Source organism: Streptomyces sp. TSRI0107, from assembly GCF_001905845.1.
GTDB lineage: Bacteria > Actinomycetota > Actinomycetes > Streptomycetales > Streptomycetaceae > Streptomyces.
On sequence record NZ_LIVZ01000008.1, the window covers coordinates 256,509 to 276,668 of the forward strand.

Below are 20,160 nucleotides of genomic sequence, written 5' to 3' on the forward strand. Positions count from 1 at the left end.
GTGACGGGGCCCGTGCACGCGGAGCGTTCAGCGGGGACTATTCGAGGAGCTCCGCGTACGAACCCATGGCGAGGGCGATGTCCGCCTGCGCCCAGAACCGGTGGTACGTGAAGACGGGCGCGGCACCGCCCGCGAGGTAGCTCTCGATCTTCGACCAGGCCGGGTCGTCCTCGTAGAACGAGCGGATCGAGTCGAAGGTCGAGGAGGAGTTGATCACGTCGCCGTTCGGCATGGTGCCGGTCCAGCCGCTCGGGACGTACACGGCGTCGTCGAAGCGGTTGTAGTCGGCGCGGGTCTCCGGGACGGCGATGCCGAGCGCGTCCTGGTGGTTCTCCCACATGCCGTCCAGCAGCGCCTTCGCCACCCGGGCCGCCTCGGTGTCACCGGAGCGGTCGGCGTAGTACGTCAGGGTCTTGGCGTAGGCGGCGGCCACACCGACGTCGTTGGTGTAGTCGGCGACGGTGACGTGCAGCCCGTTGTTGGCGCCCGGGCTCGACGCGTTCCAGGTGTCGGGCTGGCCGGACCACTGGAGGGTGGACGGGATCCGGAAGGTGCCGTCCGGGTTGACGGTGGTTTCGGACAGCGCCCAGTCGACCCACTTGTCGAGGACGACCTTGGCGTCCGCGTCACCGGTCTGCTGGTAGTACTCGGCGACCCGCTCCATCGACCACGCCTGGAAGCCGAACCACTGGTTGGACGGCGGGTCGTGGTAGACGGGCTTCTCGTCGTAGTACATGCCGTAGAACGTCGACTTGCCGGTCGGCGGGGTCGCGTAACGGCCCTGCCAGCTGTTGGTCGCGCCGCCGGCGATGGCGCCCTCCGCCGACTGCAGCCAGCGGTAGAACTCCAGCTGCCGGTCGAGGGACTTCGCCCAGTCCGCCTGGCCCGTCGCCGACTTCGGCTTCAGGTCCGGATAGTTGGCCAGGGCGTGCGCGGCGAGCGGGTTCTGGTAGCCGCCGTGCGCGTGGCTGGAGCCGATGCGCCAGGACCAGCCCGCCGAGGTGTCGGTGGCGCCGCCCCAGGCGTAGTACCAGGACAGCAGGTAGTGCGAGGAGTCCTTGCCGGTGCCCGCCGGGCAGGCGGTGGTCCCCACGCAGTTGCCGACCTTCTTGAAGTACTTGTCGTACATCGCATACCGCAGGTAGTCGCCCATCTTCGCGGCCTTGGCGACGGTGGCCGACACCTGCGAGCCCTTGCCCTGCTCCTCGGCCCAGATGTCCGCCCAGTACGCGGCCTGCACGGCGCGCGCGTCGGCGTCCGGGGCGTTGGTGAACTTCCACTGCTTGGCGTAGGAGGAGTCACCGGTGAACAGGTCCAGGTAGCCGTTCCTGCCGCCGTACTTGAAGGCGTCGCAGGTCGGCTGCGGAACCGTCTCCCAGACCGACTCCTGGGCGCCGCGCTGGAAGGTGTTGATGTACGACGGGCCGGTGTCCGTGGGGCCGGCCTCGCACTTGCCGGGGGAGTTTCCGTAGCCGTAGACGTTGTCGACGTCCTGCAGCCAGTGCATACCGTAGACATCGTCCGTACCGTATGCAGTCTTCAGTTCACCGGCGATCGGATCCGGTCCGACCGAGACCGTCCCGTCCAGCTTCGCCGGGTACTCGTTCGGCGTGTCCAGCTCCGGTGCGTACGTCGCCGGCTTGGACGCGTTGTAGAAGGAGTTCGTCGGCTGGTCGGCGTGGGTGGGGATCATGTACTTCTCCATGATCTCCCAGGCGCCGTTGAACTTGGTCCAGTCGCCGGTCACCTTGCCGTACATGGCCTGCAGCCACAGCAGATAGCTGTACGCCTCCGAGGTGGTCTCGTGGCCGTGGTCCGGGGCCTCGACGATCAGCGTCTCCACCGAGTGGTAGGGGATCCCCTCGGGGGAGAAGTAGCCGTTCGCCGGGTCGGTGATCTTCCCGTACAGCTCCAGGAAGCGGGCGTCGTACTCCTTGCTCGCCGCGATCTGGGTGACCGTCACCGACGCCTTGCCGTGCCCGGTCGCGGTCGACTCGAAGACGGCCGCGCCGGTCCCGGAGGAGTCGGCGGTGACGGTCACCTTCTGCGGGGTGTTCCAGTTCGACGGGGTGAAGGTCAGCGAGCCGCCGCCGGTCACGGACAGGTCCGAGTTACCGGAGGCGCGGGCGGTGGTGACGGTGACGTTGCCGGACGGCTGGGTCGACAGCCGCAGCTCGTACGTGCCCGTCTTGCCCTGCTGCACCGGCAGCTGCGTCGGGGTGGCGACCACGGCCGGTCCCGAGGCGACCGTGATGCCGACCGGCGTCGAGGACGCCGAGGCGCCCAGACTGTCGTACGCCTTCGCCACCAGGGAATGACTGCCCACGGTCAAACCAGAGGCGGAGTGCGTGTAGGGCGCCGTGGTGTCGGTGCCCAGCAGGGTCGTGTCGTCGTAGAACTCGACCTTGGTGATGCTCGCGTCGCCGGCCGCCGCGGCGGTGGCCGCGAGCGGCACCGCGTCACCCTGCGTGTACACCGCGCCCGGGGCGGGGCTGGTCAGCACGGTGATCGGCGGCTGGTGCGCGCCGGCGCAGGTGGTGCCGTTCACCGCGAAGGAGCTGGGGGCGGTGTTGGTGCCGCTGTAGGTGAACTGGGCACCGGTCGACACGGCCGCGCCGGCGGCGATGCGGCCGTTGTACGAGGCGTTCTTCACCGTGACCGACTGCCCGGACTGCGACCAGGTGCCGTTCCAGCCGTTGGTCAGCTTCTGGTTGCCGCCGTAGGAGTACGTCAGCGTCCAGCCGTCGATGGGATCCGTGCCGCGGTTGGTGAGCGTCAGGTCCGCTGTGAAGCCGGAACCCCAGTCGTTGGTCTTGTAGTCGACGCTGCACTGGACCGCCGCGGCGTGCGCCGGGGTCGGGTTCGCGGCCAGCATCGACAGGGGTACCGCTAAGGCCGCCACCACGGCGGTCCATAGACGCCGCGCGGTGCGGCGTCTGGTTCTGGGGCGCATGAGCTGGTTCCTCCTTGCGGCAACTGAGGGTTGGAAAGTCAAGGCTTGAACCAGTGGGAGCGCTCCCATAGTGAGGACGGCCCCAGTGCCGGTCAAGATGTTTGAAGAGTCGAAAAGATTCGACGAACGTGCCGACGGAAAACTCAGGCAACTCCTCTGTTCTTTACCGTCACTTGGCGCTACCTTCGCCATCACCAGTGGGAGCGATTCCGCCAGTCGACGTGTCCGTCAGGGCACGCCCGAGCTGCAAGGAGTCGCTCATGCGACACCCCCCGCGTTCAGGTCTTTTACTCGTCGGCGCAGCCGTCCCCGCCCTCGTCGGGGACCCGGGGCGCCCGCTGCGCCCTGCCCGCGCCGACGTGCCTCGGCCCACGTGATCCCTTGCCGCCCGGCCGGACGGACACCCCCGTCGTCCGGCGCCTGGCCGCGCCCTCGCCTGTGCTCCCTGAGGGACCCGCACCTGTCAGAGCAGTCAGAGAAGAGGAACCCGCACTGATGAGCCGTACCCGAACGAGAACCGCACTCCTCGCCGCACTGGCGCTGGTGGGCGGCGCGACCGGCACCGCCATGGCGGCGATCCCCGGCGACATCGGCGCCGCCGCCGTCCCCTGCACCGTGGACTACAAGGTGCAGAACCAGTGGGACACCGGCTTCACCGCCTCCGTCACGGTCACCAACAACGGCGCCGCCAAGTCGGGGTGGTCGCTGAAGTGGTCGTACGCCGGCAACCAGAAGGTCACCAACGCCTGGAACGCCAAGGTCAGCCAGAGCGGGACCGCCGTCACCGCCGCCAACGAGAGCTACAACGGCCAGCTCGCCACCGGCGGTTCGGCCACCTTCGGCTTCCAGGGCACCTACAGCGGCACCAACGCGGTCCCCGCCACGTTCACCCTCGACGGCGTCACCTGCAACGTCGACGGTGGCGGCGGTCCGACCGACCCGCCGGACCCGACGGACCCGCCGACCGACCCGGACGGCAAGGCAGACAACCCGTACCAGGGCGCCAAGGTGTACGTGAACCCGGAGTGGTCGGCGAAGGCCGCCGCCGAGCCGGGCGGCAGCCGCATCGCCAACCAGCCCACCGGTGTCTGGCTGGACCGGATCGCCGCGATCAACGGCGTGAACGGCGGCATGGGCCTGCGCGACCACCTCGACGAGGCACTTGAGCAGAAGGGCTCCGGCGAACTCGTCGTCCAGCTGGTCATCTACAACCTGCCCGGCCGTGACTGCGCCGCCCTCGCCTCCAACGGCGAACTCGGCCCGACGGAGATCGACAAGTACAAGACGCAGTACATCGACCCGATCGCCGCGATCCTCGACGACCCGAAGTACGCGGACCTCAGGATCGTCAACACCATCGAGATCGACTCGCTGCCCAACCTGGTCACCAACGTCACGCCGCGGGCCACCGCCACGCCCAACTGCGACGTGATGAAGGCCAACGGCAACTACCAGAAGGGCATCGGCTACGCCCTGAACAAGTTCGGCGACATCGACAACGTCTACAACTACATCGACGCCGGCCACCACGGCTGGCTCGGCTGGGACGACAACTTCGGCCCCTCCGCGGACATCTTCAAGGTGGCCGCGACCACTGAGGGCGCGACCGTCGCCGACGTGCACGGCTTCATCGTCAACACCGCCAACTACAGCGCCTTGAAGGAGAACAACTTCAAGATCACGGACACCGTGAACGGCACTTCCGTGCGCCAGTCCAAGTGGGTCGACTGGAACCGCTACGTCGACGAGCTGTCGTACGCGCAGGCCATGCGCGAGAAGCTGGTCTCCGTCGGCTTCGATTCCAAGATCGGCATGCTGATCGACACCTCCCGCAACGGCTGGGGCGGTACGGCGCGGCCCACCGGTCCGGGAGCCACGACCAGCGTCGACACCTACGTCGACGGGGGCCGCTACGACCGCCGCCTCAACACCGGCAACTGGTGCAACCAGGCAGGCGCCGGCCTCGGCGAGCGTCCGCAGGCCGCACCCGAGCCGGGCATCGACGCCTACGTCTGGATGAAGCCGCCGGGTGAGTCCGACGGCGCCAGCAAGGAGATCCCGAACACCGAGGGCAAGGGCTTCGACCGGATGTGCGACCCGACGTACACCGGCAACCCGCGGAACAACAACAACCTGTCCGGTGCCCTGCCGGACGCCCCGATCTCCGGGCACTGGTTCTCCGCGCAGTTCCAGCAGCTGATGCAGAACGCCTACCCGCCGCTGTCCTGACGGAGGCGGAGCACCGCGGCCTCCGGTGGCCGCGGTGACGGGCACCTGATGATCCGCCGGGTCCGGCGCCGGTCCGGGCCCGGCGGATCGTCCCGCACACCCCCACCGGTTTCCCTTCCACCGGGTTTGCCGTCCCGGCAACACGGCTGGCTCCCCCGCGGTGCGTCGGCGCACGCTGACCGCACCCGGAGGAGAGGCTGAGCAGCATGGCGCACCACCACGACCACCAGCACCACCACGAACGCGAGCACGACGACGAGCACGAGCACCCGCATTTCCACCACGACCACGGGGACGTCGACTGGGCGGAGATGGGCCCAATGCTGGAGGCGCAGGCCGAGCTGTTCACACCGCTGTACGAGCGGGCCCTGGCCTGGCTGGCCAAGCAGCAGACCGACCCGGGCCTGGTCGTCGACGCGGGCAGCGGACCCGGCGTCGTCTCCTGCCTGCTCGCCGAGACCTTCCCCGGCGCCCGGGTGGTCGCCGTCGACGGCGCCGAGCCGCTGCTGGAGCGGGCCCGCGCCCGCGCCGGCCGGCTCGGTGTCGCCGACCGGTTCGGCACCCTCACCGGCGAGCTGCCCGGCGTACTGGACGATCTCGACTACCCCGCCGACCTGCTGTGGGCCAGCCGCAGCCTGCACCATGTCGGTGACCAGCGGGCCGCCCTCGCCGCCTTCGCCGACCGGCTCGCGCCCGGCGGCACCCTCGCGATCCTGGAGGGCGGACTGCCCGCCCGGTTCCTGCCGCGCGACCTCGGCTTCGGCCGCCCCGGACTGCAGGCCCGGCTGGACGCGCTGCAGGAGGAGTGGTTCGCGGGGATGCGGGCCGGGCTGCCCGGCAGCGTCGCCGAGACGGAGGACTGGCCGGCACTGCTGGCCGCCGCGGGCCTCGGCCACCCGCACACCCGCAGCTTCCTGCTCGACCTGCCCGCCCCCACCACCGGCCGGGCCCGCGCCTACGTCGCCGCCACCCTGTCCCGCGTACGCGAGGGCCTCGGAGACCGGCTCGACGCCGACGACCGCGCCACCCTCGACCGGCTGCTCGACCCGGACGACCCGGCGAGCGTGCACCACCGCCCGGACGTGTTCGTCCTGACCGCCCACACCGTGCACACGGCGACCAAGTCCCTCTAGAACCAGGCGCCCCGGCAGACTCCGCGGAGTCGTCCCGGCAGACGCCGCGCCCCGGGACCTTGGCGGTCCCGGGGCGCGGTCGCGGAGTGCGGGGCGGGTCAGACCATGTCGAAGGCGGCCGGGTCGGGACCGATCCGCCGGTCCTCGTTCAGCGCGCTGATCGCGGCCAGGTCCTCGTCGTCCAGGCTGAAGTCGAAGACGTCGATGTTCTCCTTGATCCGGGACGGGGTCACCGACTTCGGGATGACCACGTTGCCCAGCTGGATGTGCCAGCGCAGCACGACCTGGGCCGGGCTGCGGCCGTGCTTCTGCGCGATGGCGACGATCGCCGGCACCTCCAGCAGGCCCTTGCCCTGGCCGAGCGGCGACCAGGCCTCGGTGGCGATTCCCTGCTCCGCGTGGATCTCACGCGAGGCGTGCTGCTGCAGATGCGGGTGCAGCTCGATCTGGTTGACCGCCGGAACGACCGAGGTCTCGCCGATCAGCCGCCGCAGGTGCTCCGGCAGGAAGTTGGAGACACCGATGGCCTTGATCCGGCCGTCGGAGTACAGCTTCTCGAACGCCTTGTACGTGTCGACGTACGTGTCCCGGGACGGCAGCGGCCAGTGGATGAGGTACAGGTCAACGTAGTCCAGGCCGAGCTTGGACAGCGAGAGGTCGAAGGCGCGCAGCGTGGAGTCGTACCCCTGGTCGCTGTTCCAGAGCTTGGTGGTGACGAAGAGTTCCTCACGGGGGACGCCGGAGGCGGCGATGGCCTTGCCGGTGCCCTCCTCGTTGCCGTAGATCGCCGCTGTGTCGATGCTGCGGTACCCGGCCTCCAGCGCGGTGGAGACCGCCTGCTCCGCCTCGTCGTCCGGCACCTGCCAGACGCCGAAGCCCAGCTGGGGCATCTCGACGCCGTTGTTGAGGATGATCGGGGGGACCTTGCTGCTCACGAGCTCTTGATCCTTCGGTTGTCGTCAGGTGGTACTCCCATCGTCAACGATCACGGGCCGCGATGCATTCCTGACGGGAGAATCCGCGTGCCGGGCGCAGGCCCGTCACGTCTGATACAGGGCCTCCACCTCGTTCACGTACGCCTTCTCGATGGCCTTGCGCTTCAGCTTCAGCGACGGGGTGAGCAGGCCGTGCTCCTCGGTGAACGGCTGGGCGAGGATACGGAACGTGCGGATCGACTCGGCCTGCGAGACCAGGGTGTTCGCGGCGACCACGGCCCGCCGGATCTCCGTCTCCAGATCCGCGTCGTGCACCAGCTCCGCCGCGGTCATCGACGGCTTGTTGCGCATCTTCAGCCAGTGCTCCACGGCCTCCTGGTCGAGGGTGATCAGCGCGGCGACGTACGGGCGGTCATTGCCGACGACGATGCACTGCGCCACCAGCGGATGGTCCCGGACACGTTCCTCCAGCGGCCCCGGCGAAACACTCTTGCCACCCGACGTGACCAGGATCTCCTTCTTGCGGCCGGTGATGGTGAGATAGCCGTCCTCGTCGAGGACGCCGAGGTCGCCGGTGGCGAGCCAGCCGTCGTGCAGCGTCTCGTCGGTGGCCTTGGGGTTGTTGAGGTAGCCCTGGAAGACGTTGCCGCCGCGCAGCCAGATCTCGCCGTCGTCGGCGATGTGCACGGTCACCCCGGGGATGGGCTGCCCGACCGTGCCGTACCGGGTGCGCTCCGGCGGGTTCGCGGTGGCGGCCGCCGTGGACTCGGTCAGGCCGTACCCCTCGTAGATGTGCACGCCCGCGCCCGCGAAGAACAGGCCGAGCCGCCGGTCCATCGCCGAACCGCCCGACATCGCGTGCCGCACCCGGCCGCCCATCGCCTCGCGCACCTTGGCGTACACGAGCTTGTCGAAGAACTGGTGCTGCATCCGCAGCCCCGCCGACGGCCCCGGCCCGATGCCCCAGGCCTTCTCCTCCATCGCGTCCGCGTACCGTACGGCGACCTCCACCGCCTTCTCGAACGGCCCCGAGCGGCCCTCGCGCTCCGCCTTGCGGCGGGCGGCGCTGAACACCTTCTCGAAGATGTACGGCACCGCCAGGAAGAAGGTCGGCTTGAAGGCGGCCAGGTCGGGCAGCAGGGCGGCGGCGTTCAGCTGCGGCTGGTGGCCGAAGCGGACCCGGCCGCGGATCGCCGCGACCTGCACCATCCGGCCGAACACATGCGCGAGCGGCAGGAAGAGCAGGGTGGCCGCCTCGTCGCCCTTGCGGGAGTGGAACACCGGCTCCCAGCGTTCGATGACCGTGTCCGCCTCGAACATGAAGTTGCCGTGCGAGATCACACAGCCCTTGGGGCGGCCCGTGGTGCCCGAGGTGTAGATGACCGTTGCCACCGTCTCCGGGGTGACCGCCTTGCGATGCCGGTGCACCACCTCGTCGTCCAGGTGCGCCCCCGCGTCGTACAGCTCCCGCACCGCCCCCGCGTCCAGCTGCCACAGCTGCCGCAGCCGGGGGAGCCGGTCGATGACGGTGGCGATCGTCATCGCGTGGTCCTCGTGCTCCACGACCGCGGCCGTGACCTCCGCGTCGTACAGCATCCAGAAGCACTGCTCCGCCGAGGAGGTCGGGTAGACCGGCACCACCTGCGCGCCGATCGACCACAGCGCGAAATCGAACAGCGTCCACTCGTAGCGGGTGCGGGACATCACGGCGACCCGGTCGCCGAACCGGACGCCTTGCGCGAGCAGGCCCTTGGCGAGGGCGAGGACCTCGTCGCGGAACTCGGCGGCGGTCACGTCCCGCCACCGCCCCGCCTCGTCCTTGCGGCCGAGCGCGATGTGCCGCGGGTCCTCCTCGGCGTTGCGGTAGACGACATCGGCCAGACCGCCCACCGGGGGTGCCAGCGCGGACGGAGGGTTGGTGAACTCGCGCAAACCCGCTCCCCCGATCTCCGTGACGGCTCCCGGTGACGCCTGGCGCCCCGCACAGGCCGTGAAAGCTACCCCACGCAGAGTCCGGACGGGAGGGGTGCGAAAGCCGAGCGATGTTCAGGTCCGCGCTGGTCAGTGGGGGAAAATGGGCGCACATGGGGAAGGGTCGGACACATTCCTGACGGTGGAGTAAGTTTCGGTGCCGTAATCTCCACGGAATCTGTACGACCCGAACACCGGGCCACGGACGCGCACAGCGTCACTTCTCTCAGCGCGAATGCCGTGCGATTCGTCACGCCGGCCGGTGCGGGATCGTTCGTCACGTGATCGTTCGTCACGTGATCGTTTGTCACGTGGCCGGGCTGAGCCTGGCGGGGGGCCTGGCTGGCGGCCCGGCTGACGTCTCGGCTGGCGGCCCGTCTGGTGGCCCGGCTCTTCAGCGGCGGTGCAGCCGGTCCCCGCCCGCCAGGATCGCCGCGGCCAGCGCGTCCGCCGCACCGGCCGCGGACGTACGACGCCGCCCGTGCACCAGCACGAAGTCGACCCGGCCGAGCACCGGCAGGCCGAACCGGTCCGGCACCCGCACCAGCCCCGGCGGAACCAGACCCCGCGAGTGCGCCATCACCCCCAGCCCCGCGCGGGCCGCCGCGATCAGCCCGTTCAGGCTGCCGCTCGTGCACACGATCCGCCAGGACCGCCCCTGCCGCTCCAGCGCCTCAAGCGCCAGCGCGCGGGTGATGCCCGGCGGGGGATAGACGATCAGCGGCACCGGCCGCTCCGGGTCGAGCCGCAGCCGGTCGGCGCCGATCCACACCAGCCGGTCGTGCCAGACCAGCTCCCCGCGCGGATCCTCCGGCCGCCGCTTGGCCAGCACCAGGTCCAGCTTCCCGGCCGCCAGCTGCTCGTGCAGCGTGCCCGACAGCTCGACCGTCAGCTCCAGATCGACCTCGGGATGGTCGTGCCGGAACCCCTCCAGGATCTCCGGCAGCCGCGTCAGCACGAAGTCCTCCGACGCGCCGAACCTGAGCCGGCCCCGCAGCCGGGTGCCGGCGAAGAACGCCGACGCCTGCTCGTGCACCTCCAGGATGCGCCGGGCGAACCCGAGCATCGCCTCGCCGTCCTCGGTCAGCTCCACCGAGTGCGTGTCCCGGGAGAACAGCGTCCGCGCGGTGGCGTCCTCCAGCCGCCGCACATGCTGGCTGACCGTCGACTGACGCAGCCCCAGCCGCCGCGCGGCCTGCGTGAAGCTCAGGGTCTGCGCGACCGCCAGGAACGTGCGCAGGTGGGAGGGGTCGTACATGGTTCGAGGGTAGCCCGGTCATCGCAATTCGTGATGACAGTCAGAGTGGTATGCCGGATTCCCGATCGGTTGGTGGAGGAGCACGATGGAGGGGGGCTTCCTGGCCCTCTTCGGTACGGCTCGCAGGGCTCGTAGGACTCGTGCGAGCGTTCCTGTACCGACTTCCTGTAACGACTCTCCGTACCGACTTCTCGTCTGTTCACAACCGTGTGGAGCACCGTGAGACGCCTGCGATGGCCGAGCCGGCCACCGATCGACCCGTACATCCTGCTGCTGCTCGGGACCGTGGGCCTCGCGGCCCTGCTGCCCGCCCGCGGCACGGCCGCCGACGTGGTCTCCGGCGCCTCCACCGCCGCCATCGCCTTCCTCTTCTTTCTCTACGGCGCCCGCCTGTCCACCCGCGAGGCACTCGACGGACTCAGGCACTGGCGGCTCCACATCACCGTCCTGGCCTGCACCTTCGTCGTCTTCCCGCTGCTCGGACTGGCCGCCCGCGGCCTCGTGCCGGTCGTCCTGACCCACTCCCTGTGGCAGGGCCTGCTGTTCCTCACCCTCGTCCCGTCGACGATCCAGTCCTCCATCGCCTTCACCTCGATCGCCCGCGGCAACGTGCCCGCGGCGATCTGCGCCGGCTCCTTCTCCTCGCTCGCCGGCATCCTCGTCACCCCGCTGCTCGCCGCATCCCTGCTCGGCGGCGGCACCGGCGGCTTCTCGGCCGACTCGCTGCTGAAGATCGTCCTCCAGCTGCTCGTGCCGTTCCTCGCCGGACAGGTGCTGCGCCCCTGGATCGGCGGCTTCGTCGCCCGCCACAAGAAGATCCTCGGATACGTCGACCGCGGCTCCATCCTCCTCGTCGTCTACACCGCGTTCAGCGAGGGCATGGTCCAGGGCATCTGGCACCAGGTCAGCCCCGCCCGGCTCGCCGGGCTGCTCGGCGTGGAGGCCGTACTGCTGGCCGTGATGCTCGCGCTGACCTGGTACGGCGCCAAGGCGCTCGGCTTCGGCCGCGCGGACCGGATCACCATCCAGTTCGCCGGGTCGAAGAAGTCCCTCGCCTCCGGCCTGCCCATGGCCAGCGTCCTGTTCGGCGCGCACGCCGCCCTGGCCGTGCTGCCGCTGATGCTCTTCCACCAGATGCAGCTCATGGTCTGCGCGGTGATCGCCAAACGCCGCTCCCACGACCCCGAGGACGGGGACGAGGGCGCGGACGACGGCGCGGAGGAGCAGGTCAGCGGGCCGTCCGCAGACGCAGGGTCACGAACCGCGGTCGGTACAGGCCCACGTTCCCGCTGAGGTGCGCGGACGCGTCCGTGGTCCGCAGCCAGTTGACGTCGTAGCTGAGGACGAGCCGTCCGTCCCCGCCCAGCTCCGGATGTGCCTGCGGGTTGTACGCGGCCACCTCGCCCGGCGGCAGCGGCGCGGCGAAGGCGCGCGCGGGGCCGTGCCAGGGTCCGGCGGGCGAGCACGACCAGTACGACGACACCGTGGACAGGCCTTCGGTGCCTGCCGCCATGGTGAAGAGCACGTAGGTGCCGCCCCGCCGTACGACCGAGAACGCGCTGCCCACCCCGGTGTGCCGCTCGTCCCCGAGGACCGCGCCGGGCCGTGCGCTGGCGGCCCATGCCGAGCCCGTCCAGTACTGCCAGGCGGCCGGGTCGGCGAGGGCGCCCTCCGGCACCCTCGCCACGAACGCCGAAGAGGTCGGTCGGGAGGCCGCCTGCCCGTCGTTCCCGCCGAACACATAGCTCCAGCCGTCCCGCTCGACCAGCGTCGTCCCGAACAGCACCCGACGGGACGGATCGGCGACCGACCGCTGATTCAGGACTTGCACGATGCTCTCGACCCGGAGATCCGGCAGCGACAGCGTGGCGACCTCGGTGGCCAGCGGCACCCCGTAGATCCACGGTGCCTGGCCGGCCGCCCGGGTCCACAGCAGCACCCGCACCACCTGCTCGGCGGAGCCGGGCGAGCGAGGCTCGACCCGGGCGGCGACCGGCCACCGCCACTGCTGCGGCGCAGGGTCGGGGAAGAGCGGGGCGGGCAGGGTGGCGGCCAGCCGGCCGCCCTCGGTCATCACGACCCCGGAGTTGCGGACCATGGGGGCGGTGGCGTCACGCCAGGGGTGCGGCTCACTGGCCGGATTGGGCGGGGCGTGGACGGGGCCGAGGTAGGTGTCGGAGAACAGCCAGAGGAGACGGCCGTCGGGGAGGCGGAGGGAGTGGGTGCCGTCGCCGCCGGTCCAGTCGTCGGTGCGGGTGCCGTCGTTGCCGTAGCGGGTGAACTCGGTGGTGAGGGAGGTGGCGGTCGACCAGGAGGCGACGGTATGCGGTATACAGTCGGCGCTCTTCTGTCGATGGCCGTCCGTATCCCGTACGACGGTCAGCAGTATGGCGATGAGTGTCGACACCAGCACCAGGCCGACGCCGATGCGGACTGCCGTCCGCCGCCGTGCTCGCGCGTCCTGTCGCCGGTCTCCCGGATCCTGTATGCCGTATCCGTCGCGTCCGTCATCGGGCACCCCCGGGACGTTAGCGGGCGGCGCTCACCCGGTCCATGGGCAGTCACAGCACCGTGCCCTCATGCGGCGCACGCGACGAGCGCAGCTCCGCGTCGCTCAGCGCACGGTTCCACACCTGGCGCGTCACCCTGACGCTGTGTAAATCCGCAGTATGCGGTATGCGGTATGCGATATGAGGCGGACTGAGACGGGTCCCCTGCGGCGCAGGGGGCGCTCCCCGCCGGTCGGGGCCCCGCCGCCGTGTCGCGCCGAGCCGGTCAGCCCTGGGCGGCCGCGGTCCGCAGGGCGAGCCGGTGTTCGCCCGCGTACACGTTCATGGAACCGCCCCGCAGGAAGCCGACCAGCGTCAGCCCCGTCTCCGCCGCCAGGTCGACGGCGAGCGAGGACGGCGCGGAGACCGCCGCCAGCACCGGGATGCCCGCCATGACCGCCTTCTGCGCCAGCTCGAAGGAGGCCCGGCCCGAGACGAGGAGGATCGTGCGGGACAGGGGCAGGTCGCCGTTCTGCAGGGCGCGGCCGACCAGCTTGTCGACCGCGTTGTGCCGGCCAACGTCCTCCCGTATGTCAAGGAGCTCGCCGTGCTCGTCGAACAGGGCCGCCGCGTGCAGGCCGCCGGTGCGGTCGAAGACGCGCTGGGCCGCGCGCAGCCGGTCGGGGAGGCTCGCCAGGAGTTCCGGGGTGATCCGCAGCGGGGGAGTGTCGGCGATCGGCCAGCGGGCCGTGGTACGGACCGCGTCGAGGCTCGCCTTTCCGCAGAGCCCGCAGGACGAGGTCGTGTACACGTTGCGTTCGAGAGTGATGTCGGGGACGGTCACGCCGGGGGCCGTCTTCACGTCGACGACGTTGTAGGTGTTGGAACCGTCGACGGTCGCCCCCGCGCAGTACACGATGTTCTGCAGATCGTATGCAGTCGCCAGCACGCCCTCGCTCACCAGAAAGCCGGCGGCCAGGGCGAAGTCGTCGCCCGGCGTCCGCATCGTGACCGCCAGCGGCTTGCCGTTCAGCCGGATCTCCATCGGCTCCTCGGCGACGAGCGTGTCCGGGCGGGACGAGACCGCCCCGTCGCGGATGCGGATCACCTTGCGTCGTTCCGTGACTCGTCCCATGTCCTGATCAGCCCCGGTTCTGTACGTGCTGGTAGCCGAATCGGCCCTTGATGCAGAGGTCCCGTGGGTCACCGGGTTGTCGTGCGGGGAGGTGACCTTCACGATCTCATTGTCCTGCACGTGGAGGGTGAGGTTGCAGCCCACTCCGCAGTACGCGCATACCGTCGTCGTAGTGGTCTGTGCCGATTCATCCCATGTGCCCGCCGCTCGCATGTCGAACTCCGACTTGAACGACAGCGCACCGGTGGGGCACACCTCGATGCAATTGCCGCAATACACGCACGCCGAATCGGTCAGCGGCGCGTCGTGCTCCACCGCGATCCGGGCGTCGACGCCACGGCCGGAAACTGAGATTGCGGAACTGTTCTGCCACTGCTCGCCGCAGGCGTCCACGCACTTGTAGCAGAGGATGCACTTGCCGTAGTCGCGCACATACAGGTCGTTGTCGACCCTCGGCTCCTCGTTCAGCCGGGCCGCGTCCGGGCCGAAGCGGTCCGGCTTCGCCTCGTACTCCTTGATCCACTCCGCGGCCCGCGGCGTCGTCGAGAGGTCCACCGAGGACGCCAGCAGCTCCAGGACAATCTTGCGGCTGTGCCGGGCCCGCTCGGTGTCGGTCCGCACCTCCATGCCCGGCTCCGCCCGGCGCGAGCAGGTGGGCACCAGCGTGCGCGAGCCCTCGACCTCGACCTCGACCACGCACACCCGGCAGGCGTTCTTCGGGCGTAGCGTAGTTCGCCTCGATCGTCAGCTGGTTGGTGTCCACCTCGTCGGGAAAGTGCATCGTCATGTACGCGAGCCCCGGCCGCAGCGCCGGGTCCACCCACACCGGTGCCACCACCGAACCGCGCCGCGAGGTCACCCGCACCTCCTCGCCGACCACGACCCCGTACCGCTCGGCGTCCTCCGGGCACAGCTCGACGTACTCCCCGCGCCGCAGCGGCGAGGCGTAACTTCCGCTCTGCACACCGGTGTTGTACGAGTCGAGACGGCGGCCGGTGGTGAGCCGGATCGGGTACTCCTCGTCCGTCAGATCCACCGGCGGGTGGTGCGGCACGAGCCCGAACGGCGCCCGCAGGCCGCGCGCCGCCGGGTCCGATTCCCACAACCGGCCGTGCAGGTAGGCCGGTTCGAGCCGGTCGGTGCTCGGGCACGGCCACTGGATGCCCTGGTGCTCCTCCAGACGGGCGTACGTCATCCCGTGGTGGTCCGGTGAGAGGGACCGCAGCTCGTTCCAGACGGCCTCGGCGTCGGCGTACTTCCAGTCGTGCCCGAGCCGAGCCGCCAGGTCGCAGATGATGTCGATGTCCTCGCGGGCCTCGCCGGGCGGGGTGACCGCCTTGCGGACGCGCTGGACGCGCCGTTCGCTGTTGGTCGTCGTGCCGTCGGTCTCCGCCCAGCCGGCCGTGGCGGGCAGGACCACGTGCGCCAGCTCGGCCGTCCTGGTGAGGAAGATGTCCTGCACGACCAGGAAGTCCAGGGCGCGGAGCCGACGTACGGCCAGCTCGCTGTCCGCCTCCGACTGTGCGGGGTTCTCGCCGACGCAGTAGACGGCCCTGAGGGTGCCCTCCTCCATCGCCTCGAACATCTCGGTCAGGTTCAGCCCGTAGTGCGGCTGGATGACGGTGTCCCAGGCCGACTCGAAGCGCAGCCGGGCCGCCGGGTCGAGGATGTCCTGGAAGCCGGGCAGCCGGTTGGGGATGGCGCCCATGTCGCCGCCGCCCTGCACGTTGTTCTGGCCGCGCAGCGGCTGGAGTCCGGAGCCGTAGCGGCCCACGTGTCCGGTCAGCAGGGCCAGGTTGATCAGGGCGCGGACGTTGTCGGTGCCGTTGTGGTGCTCGGTGATGCCGAGGGTCCAGCACAGCTGGGCGCGCTCGGCGCGGGCGTAGGCGTGCGCCAGCTCCCGGATCGCGGCGGCCGGTACTCCCGTCACCTTCTCGGCGAGCGACAGCGTCCAGGGCTCGACGAGCGCCCGGTACTGCTCGAAGCCGGTCGTCGCAGTGGAAGTACCACCAGGGGATGCCGTTCTGCGCGGCGACCACCGCCGTGGTGTCGTGCAGCAGCGGCTCGATCAGGGGCCCGCACGCCGCGTACGCGTTGGTCTTCAGGCCCAGGAGAACGAAGTCGACCGGGCCGATATCGGCGGGGTCGCCGGTGGCGTGGGGGTGCGCGGTGAAATCGCCGCGCGGACTGAGGACGCGCACCCCGTGCCGCCTCATGGCCGCCAGATGCGGTCCACGGGCGACGAGATGCACCTCGGCGCCGGCCCGGTCGAGCGCCGCACCGACATAGGCGCCGATCGCACCGGCGCCGAGAACTGCGACTTTCACTTCGGGAACGCTCCGTTCGGTCGAGGGAGTACCGCGGAGGTGGTTCGCGTCGACGGTCGCGAGAATGCTGTCGACGAAATATTGTCTACAGTATGGCGAGTTGGCCAGCAAGGGTTCGCGCAGCAACGTGAAGCCGGTCGGTCGACCGTTCACCGCATCCTGCATACCGTTCATCGCATACGGTCGACGCCGCGACTTTCCAACTCCCGCGCCCCTCCCTACCGTTCGGGCTCATGAGTCCCCCGCTCGCACCCCCGGGATGGAGCCGCTGGCTCGTCCCGCCGGCCGCGCTCTCCGTCCACCTGTCCATCGGCCAGGCCTACGCCTGGAGCGTGTTCAAACCGCCCCTGGAATCCGCGCTCGGCCTCAGCGGCACACAGAGCGCGCTGCCCTTCCAGCTCGGCATCGTGATGCTCGGCCTGTCGGCCGCGTTCGGCGGCACGCTGGTGGAGCGCAACGGGCCGCGCTGGGCGATGACCGTCGCGCTGGTGTGCTTCTCGTCCGGCTTCCTGCTCTCCGCGCTGGGCGCGGCCATCGAGCAGTACTGGCTGATCGTCCTCGGCTACGGCTTCGTCGGCGGTATCGGGCTCGGCATCGGCTACATCTCGCCCGTCTCCACCCTGATCAAGTGGTTCCCGGACCGCCCCGGCATGGCCACCGGCATCGCCATCATGGGCTTCGGCGGCGGCGCGCTGATCGCCTCACCCTGGTCGGCGCGGATGCTCGAGGCGTTCGGCGCCGACAACTCCGGGATCGCGCTCGCGTTTCTCGTCCACGGTCTGTCGTATGCGGTATTCATGCTGCTGGGCGTGCTGCTCGTACGGGTGCCGCGCGCCACCGGCAAACCGGCGGGGCACCCGCCCTCCACGGATCCGGACCCGCACCCGCACCCAGACCCGCGCCCCCACCCGGACCCAGCCCCCAGTCCGACCGCACCCCCCGAATCCATCCGCGTCTCCGCCCGCGACGCGGTCCGCACCCCCCAGTTCTGGTGCCTGTGGATCGTGCTCTGTATGAACGTCACCGCGGGCATCGGCATCCTGGAGAAGGCCGCCCCGATGATCACGGACTTCTTCGCCGACAGCTCCACCCCGGTCTCGGCGACCGCCGCGGCCGGCTTCGTCGCGCTGCTCTCGGCGGCCAACATGGCGGGCCGGATCGGCTGGTCGACGACCTCCGACCTGATCGGCCGCAAGAACATCTACCGCGTCTACCTCGGCGTCGGCGCGCTGATGTACCTCCTGATGGCGCTCCTCGGTGACTCCTCGAAACCGCTGTTCGTCCTCTGCGCGCTGGTCGTCCTCTCCTTCTACGGCGGCGGCTTCGCGACGATCCCCGCCTATCTGAAGGACCTGTTCGGCACCTACCAGGTCGGCGCGATCCACGGCCGGCTGCTCACCGCCTGGTCGACCGCAGGGGTGCTCGGCCCGCTGATCGTCAACTGGATCGCCGACCGGCAGGAGGAGGCGGGCCGGCAGGGCGCGTCGTTGTACGGGCTGTCGTTCGGCATCATGATCGGGCTGCTCGTCGTCGGCTTCCTCGCGAACGAGTTCGTCCGTCCCGTCCATCCGCGTCACCATGTTCCCGCGCCGAGGGAGGCCGCCGATGTCCGACGACAGCAGCCAGAGTCCGCCTGACCGGCGGTGGCTGATCGCCCTGGCCTGGCTGTGGGTCGGGGTGCCGCTCGCCTACGGCCTGTGCGAACTAGTACAAAAGGTGACACAGCTGTTCACCGGGTGAGTGCTCGGGCGTCCGAGGGTCTGATGGAAGCCGACAATCCGGGTGCCGGATTCCTGTGGCTTCACCTGCCGCCCTACCCGTGAGTCACTGATCAGACTGGTGAACCCCGCTACCCGAGGCACGAGGGGGAACACCATCCATGAACGGCTCACGCATCACCGCCGTCGGCCACTACCAGCCCGCCAGGGTCCTCACCAACGAGGACCTCGCGGGCATGGTCGACACCAGTGACGAGTGGATCAGGTCCCGGGTCGGCATCCGGACGCGGCACATCGCCGGTCCCGACGAGCCCGTCGACGAGCTGGCCGCGCACGCCGCCGCCAAGGCGCTCGCGGCGGCCGGACTCACCCCCGCGGACATCGACCTGGTGCTCGTCGCCACCTCGACGGCCGTCGACCGTTCCCCGAACATGGCCGCCCGGGTCGCCGCCCGGCTGGGCATCCCGCAGCCCGCCGCGATGGACGTCAACGTGGTGTGTGCCGGCTTCACCCACGCCCTGGCGACCGCCGACCACACCGTGCGCGCCGGAGCGGCGACCCGGGCCCTGGTCATCGGCGCCGACAAGATGTCCGACGTCACCGACTGGACCGACCGCACCACCTGCGTGCTCGTCGGCGACGGGGCGGGGGCCGCCGTCGTGGAGGCCTGCGCCCCGGGCGAGGAGCCCGGGATCGGGCCGGTGCTGTGGGGGTCAGTGCCGGAGATGGGGCACGCCGTCCGCATCGAGGGCACGCCCGCGCGGTTCGCGCAGGAGGGGCAGAGCGTCTACCGCTGGGCCACCACCCAGCTGCCGCCGCTCGCCCGCGCGGCCTGCGAGCGCGCCGGGCTCGCCCCCGAGGACCTGGCCGCGGTCGTGCTGCACCAGGCCAACCTGCGCATCATCGAACCCCTCGCCGTGCGCATCGGTGCCGTCAACGCGGTGATCGCGCGCGATGTCACCGAATCGGGCAACACCTCGGCGGCCAGCATCCCCCTCGCGTTCTCCAAGCTGGTCGAGCAGGGCGCCGTGACGAGCGGGGATCCGGTGCTGCTGTTCGGGTTCGGCGGCAACCTGTCGTACGCCGGCCAGGTCGTCCGGTGTCCGTGACGCCACGCTCGTAGGGCGAGACTTCGGGGAGTGGCGGGGGGTGTAACGGGGCCAACTCCCCGGTCTGCTGGCCTTTGTGCACCGTAGACTGTAGACGATAGACAATTGATACTGTCTTTCCGCAGGCTTTCCGGTGTCTTTACGGCCGCTGTGCAGGGCCCTGCCGAGGAGGGGGACCGACGATGTTGTCGACAGGACTGCCACAGGGAGCGGTGCCCAGGCTGGAACGGCCGGGTCCGCTGCGCGAGCGGGTGTACGAGGCGCTGCTCGAACTCATCACCACCCGCGCCCTCCAGCCCGGCCAGCACCTGGTGGAGAGCGAACTCGCCGGCCACCTCGGCGTCTCCCGCCAGCCGGTGCGTGAGGCACTGCAGCGGCTGAACACCGAGGGCTGGGTCGACCTCCGCCCCGCGCAGGGCGCGTTCGTGCACGTCCCCACCGAGGAAGAGGCCGACCAGCTGCTGACCGTCCGTACGCTCCTGGAGGCCGAGGCCGCCCGGCTCGCCGCCCGGAACGCGACCAGCGACGGCATCGACGCCCTCGACGAGATCGTCGCCAAGGGGCTGCTGGCCGTCGCCTCCGACGACGTCGACGCCGCCGTGGCCCTCAACGCCCGCTTCCACGCCAAGATCATGGAGCTGGCCGGGAACGCGGTCCTCGCCGAACTCGCCGCGCAGGTCGACCGCCGGGTGCGCTGGTACTACACGCCGGTCGCCAAGCTGAGGGGCGGGCAGTCCTGGGCCGAGCACCGGGACCTGATCGCCGCGATCGCCGACCGGGACGAGCAGGAGGCCGCCCGCCTGATGCGGGAGCACACGGAGCACACCCGCATGTCGTACCACGCGCACGCACGCCAACAGGGCTGACTCCCAAGGGACTTCAGGGAGGAGTCCGAGTCGAGGA

General features: G+C 70.4%; 13 protein-coding genes and 3 pseudogenes. 7 read left to right on the forward strand and 9 right to left on the reverse strand.

What is annotated here, in order from left to right; translation table 11 throughout:
- Positions 1 to 37: 37 nt before the first annotated feature.
- Positions 38 to 2,953 carry a glycoside hydrolase family 48 protein gene (locus AMK31_RS23735; RefSeq protein ID WP_073942638.1) on the reverse strand — a complete coding sequence of 972 codons (2,916 nt, stop codon included), beginning with the start codon at positions 2,951 to 2,953 and terminating at the stop codon, positions 38 to 40.
- Between the two features lie 495 nt (positions 2,954 to 3,448).
- Here AMK31_RS23735 and AMK31_RS23740 point away from each other — a divergent pair, with 495 nt between their 5' ends.
- Together AMK31_RS23740 and AMK31_RS23745 are read left to right on the forward strand one after the other, a co-directional pair.
- Positions 3,449 to 5,182, forward strand: coding sequence for a glycoside hydrolase family 6 protein (locus tag AMK31_RS23740; protein WP_073942639.1), 1,734 nt, complete (start codon positions 3,449 to 3,451; stop codon positions 5,180 to 5,182).
- 206 nt (positions 5,183 to 5,388) lie between these two features.
- The gene (locus tag AMK31_RS23745) at positions 5,389 to 6,315 is read left to right on the forward strand and encodes a class I SAM-dependent methyltransferase (RefSeq protein WP_073942640.1); all 927 of its coding nucleotides are present in this window, start codon (positions 5,389 to 5,391) and stop codon (positions 6,313 to 6,315) included.
- Between the two features lie 98 nt (positions 6,316 to 6,413).
- Here AMK31_RS23745 and AMK31_RS23750 read toward each other — a convergent pair whose 3' ends face one another.
- The 3 genes from AMK31_RS23750 to AMK31_RS23760 all read right to left on the reverse strand — a co-directional run bounded on the left by AMK31_RS23750 (position 6,414) and on the right by AMK31_RS23760 (position 10,479).
- On the reverse strand, positions 6,414 to 7,250 hold the full coding sequence (locus AMK31_RS23750; protein ID WP_073942641.1) for an aldo/keto reductase: 837 nt from the start codon (positions 7,248 to 7,250) through the stop codon (positions 6,414 to 6,416).
- A gap of 105 nt (positions 7,251 to 7,355) precedes the next feature.
- The gene (locus AMK31_RS23755; protein ID WP_073942642.1) at positions 7,356 to 9,182 is read right to left on the reverse strand and encodes an AMP-dependent synthetase/ligase; all 1,827 of its coding nucleotides are present in this window, start codon (positions 9,180 to 9,182) and stop codon (positions 7,356 to 7,358) included.
- 433 nt (positions 9,183 to 9,615) lie between these two features.
- Positions 9,616 to 10,479 (reverse strand): LysR substrate-binding domain-containing protein, encoded by an 864-nt coding sequence (locus AMK31_RS23760; protein ID WP_073942643.1) that lies wholly within the window; start codon positions 10,477 to 10,479, stop codon positions 9,616 to 9,618.
- 219 nt (positions 10,480 to 10,698) lie between these two features.
- Here AMK31_RS23760 and AMK31_RS23765 point away from each other — a divergent pair, with 219 nt between their 5' ends.
- Positions 10,699 to 11,772: a bile acid:sodium symporter family protein gene (locus tag AMK31_RS23765; protein WP_073942748.1), complete on the forward strand. Its 1,074-nt coding sequence runs from the start codon at positions 10,699 to 10,701 to the stop codon at positions 11,770 to 11,772.
- Here AMK31_RS23765 and AMK31_RS23770 read toward each other — a convergent pair.
- The 5 genes and pseudogenes from AMK31_RS23770 to AMK31_RS23790 all read right to left on the reverse strand — a co-directional run.
- Positions 11,708 to 12,997, reverse strand: a complete 1,290-nt coding sequence (locus tag AMK31_RS23770) for a DUF4185 domain-containing protein (RefSeq protein WP_241842707.1) — start codon at positions 12,995 to 12,997, stop codon at positions 11,708 to 11,710. The two genes, AMK31_RS23765 and AMK31_RS23770, sit on opposite strands and share 65 nt — an antisense overlap.
- Before the next feature lie 257 nt (positions 12,998 to 13,254).
- On the reverse strand, positions 13,255 to 14,103 hold the full coding sequence (gene fdhD / locus AMK31_RS23775; protein ID WP_073942644.1) for a formate dehydrogenase accessory sulfurtransferase FdhD: 849 nt from the start codon (positions 14,101 to 14,103) through the stop codon (positions 13,255 to 13,257).
- A gap of 7 nt (positions 14,104 to 14,110) precedes the next feature.
- Positions 14,111 to 14,832, reverse strand: a pseudogene (locus tag AMK31_RS23780) (4Fe-4S dicluster domain-containing protein); the annotation flags it as partial.
- A 1-nt stretch (position 14,833) separates the two neighbouring features.
- Positions 14,834 to 16,099: pseudogene (locus AMK31_RS23785) on the reverse strand (molybdopterin oxidoreductase family protein); the annotation flags it as partial.
- Position 16,100: 1 nt separating this feature from the next.
- Positions 16,101 to 16,430 (reverse strand): annotated as a pseudogene (locus AMK31_RS23790) (ketopantoate reductase family protein); the annotation flags it as partial.
- Between the two features lie 233 nt (positions 16,431 to 16,663).
- Between AMK31_RS23790 and AMK31_RS23795 the strand changes: the two are divergent.
- The 4 genes from AMK31_RS23795 to AMK31_RS23805 all read left to right on the forward strand — a co-directional run bounded on the left by AMK31_RS23795 (position 16,664) and on the right by AMK31_RS23805 (position 20,123).
- A complete protein-coding gene (locus AMK31_RS23795; protein ID WP_073942645.1) occupies positions 16,664 to 18,067 on the forward strand; it encodes an OFA family MFS transporter in 1,404 nt (467 codons plus the stop codon).
- A complete protein-coding gene (locus tag AMK31_RS42170) occupies positions 18,036 to 18,170 on the forward strand; it encodes an MFS transporter small subunit (protein WP_274535974.1) in 135 nt (44 codons plus the stop codon). Before AMK31_RS23795 ends, AMK31_RS42170 begins: the two co-directional genes overlap by 32 nt.
- Before the next feature lie 139 nt (positions 18,171 to 18,309).
- Positions 18,310 to 19,257, forward strand: a complete 948-nt coding sequence (locus AMK31_RS23800) for a beta-ketoacyl-ACP synthase III (protein WP_073942646.1) — start codon at positions 18,310 to 18,312, stop codon at positions 19,255 to 19,257.
- Between the two features lie 182 nt (positions 19,258 to 19,439).
- Positions 19,440 to 20,123: a GntR family transcriptional regulator gene (locus AMK31_RS23805; protein WP_073942647.1), complete on the forward strand. Its 684-nt coding sequence runs from the start codon at positions 19,440 to 19,442 to the stop codon at positions 20,121 to 20,123.
- Positions 20,124 to 20,160: the final 37 nt, after the last annotated feature.

Coding starts and splice junctions, on each gene's coding strand:
- AMK31_RS23735 (WP_073942638.1), bottom strand. CDS start 2,953: ATGCGCCCCAGAACCAGACGCCGCACCGCGCGGCGTCTATGGACCGCC.
- AMK31_RS23740 (WP_073942639.1), top strand. CDS start 3,449: ATGAGCCGTACCCGAACGAGAACCGCACTCCTCGCCGCACTGGCGCTG.
- AMK31_RS23745 (WP_073942640.1), top strand. CDS start 5,389: ATGGCGCACCACCACGACCACCAGCACCACCACGAACGCGAGCACGAC.
- AMK31_RS23760 (WP_073942643.1), bottom strand. CDS start 10,479: ATGTACGACCCCTCCCACCTGCGCACGTTCCTGGCGGTCGCGCAGACC.
- fdhD (WP_073942644.1), bottom strand. CDS start 14,103: ATGGGACGAGTCACGGAACGACGCAAGGTGATCCGCATCCGCGACGGG.
- AMK31_RS23795 (WP_073942645.1), top strand. CDS start 16,664: ATGAGTCCCCCGCTCGCACCCCCGGGATGGAGCCGCTGGCTCGTCCCG.
- AMK31_RS42170 (WP_274535974.1), top strand. CDS start 18,036: ATGTCCGACGACAGCAGCCAGAGTCCGCCTGACCGGCGGTGGCTGATC.
- AMK31_RS23800 (WP_073942646.1), top strand. CDS start 18,310: ATGAACGGCTCACGCATCACCGCCGTCGGCCACTACCAGCCCGCCAGG.
- AMK31_RS23805 (WP_073942647.1), top strand. CDS start 19,440: ATGTTGTCGACAGGACTGCCACAGGGAGCGGTGCCCAGGCTGGAACGG.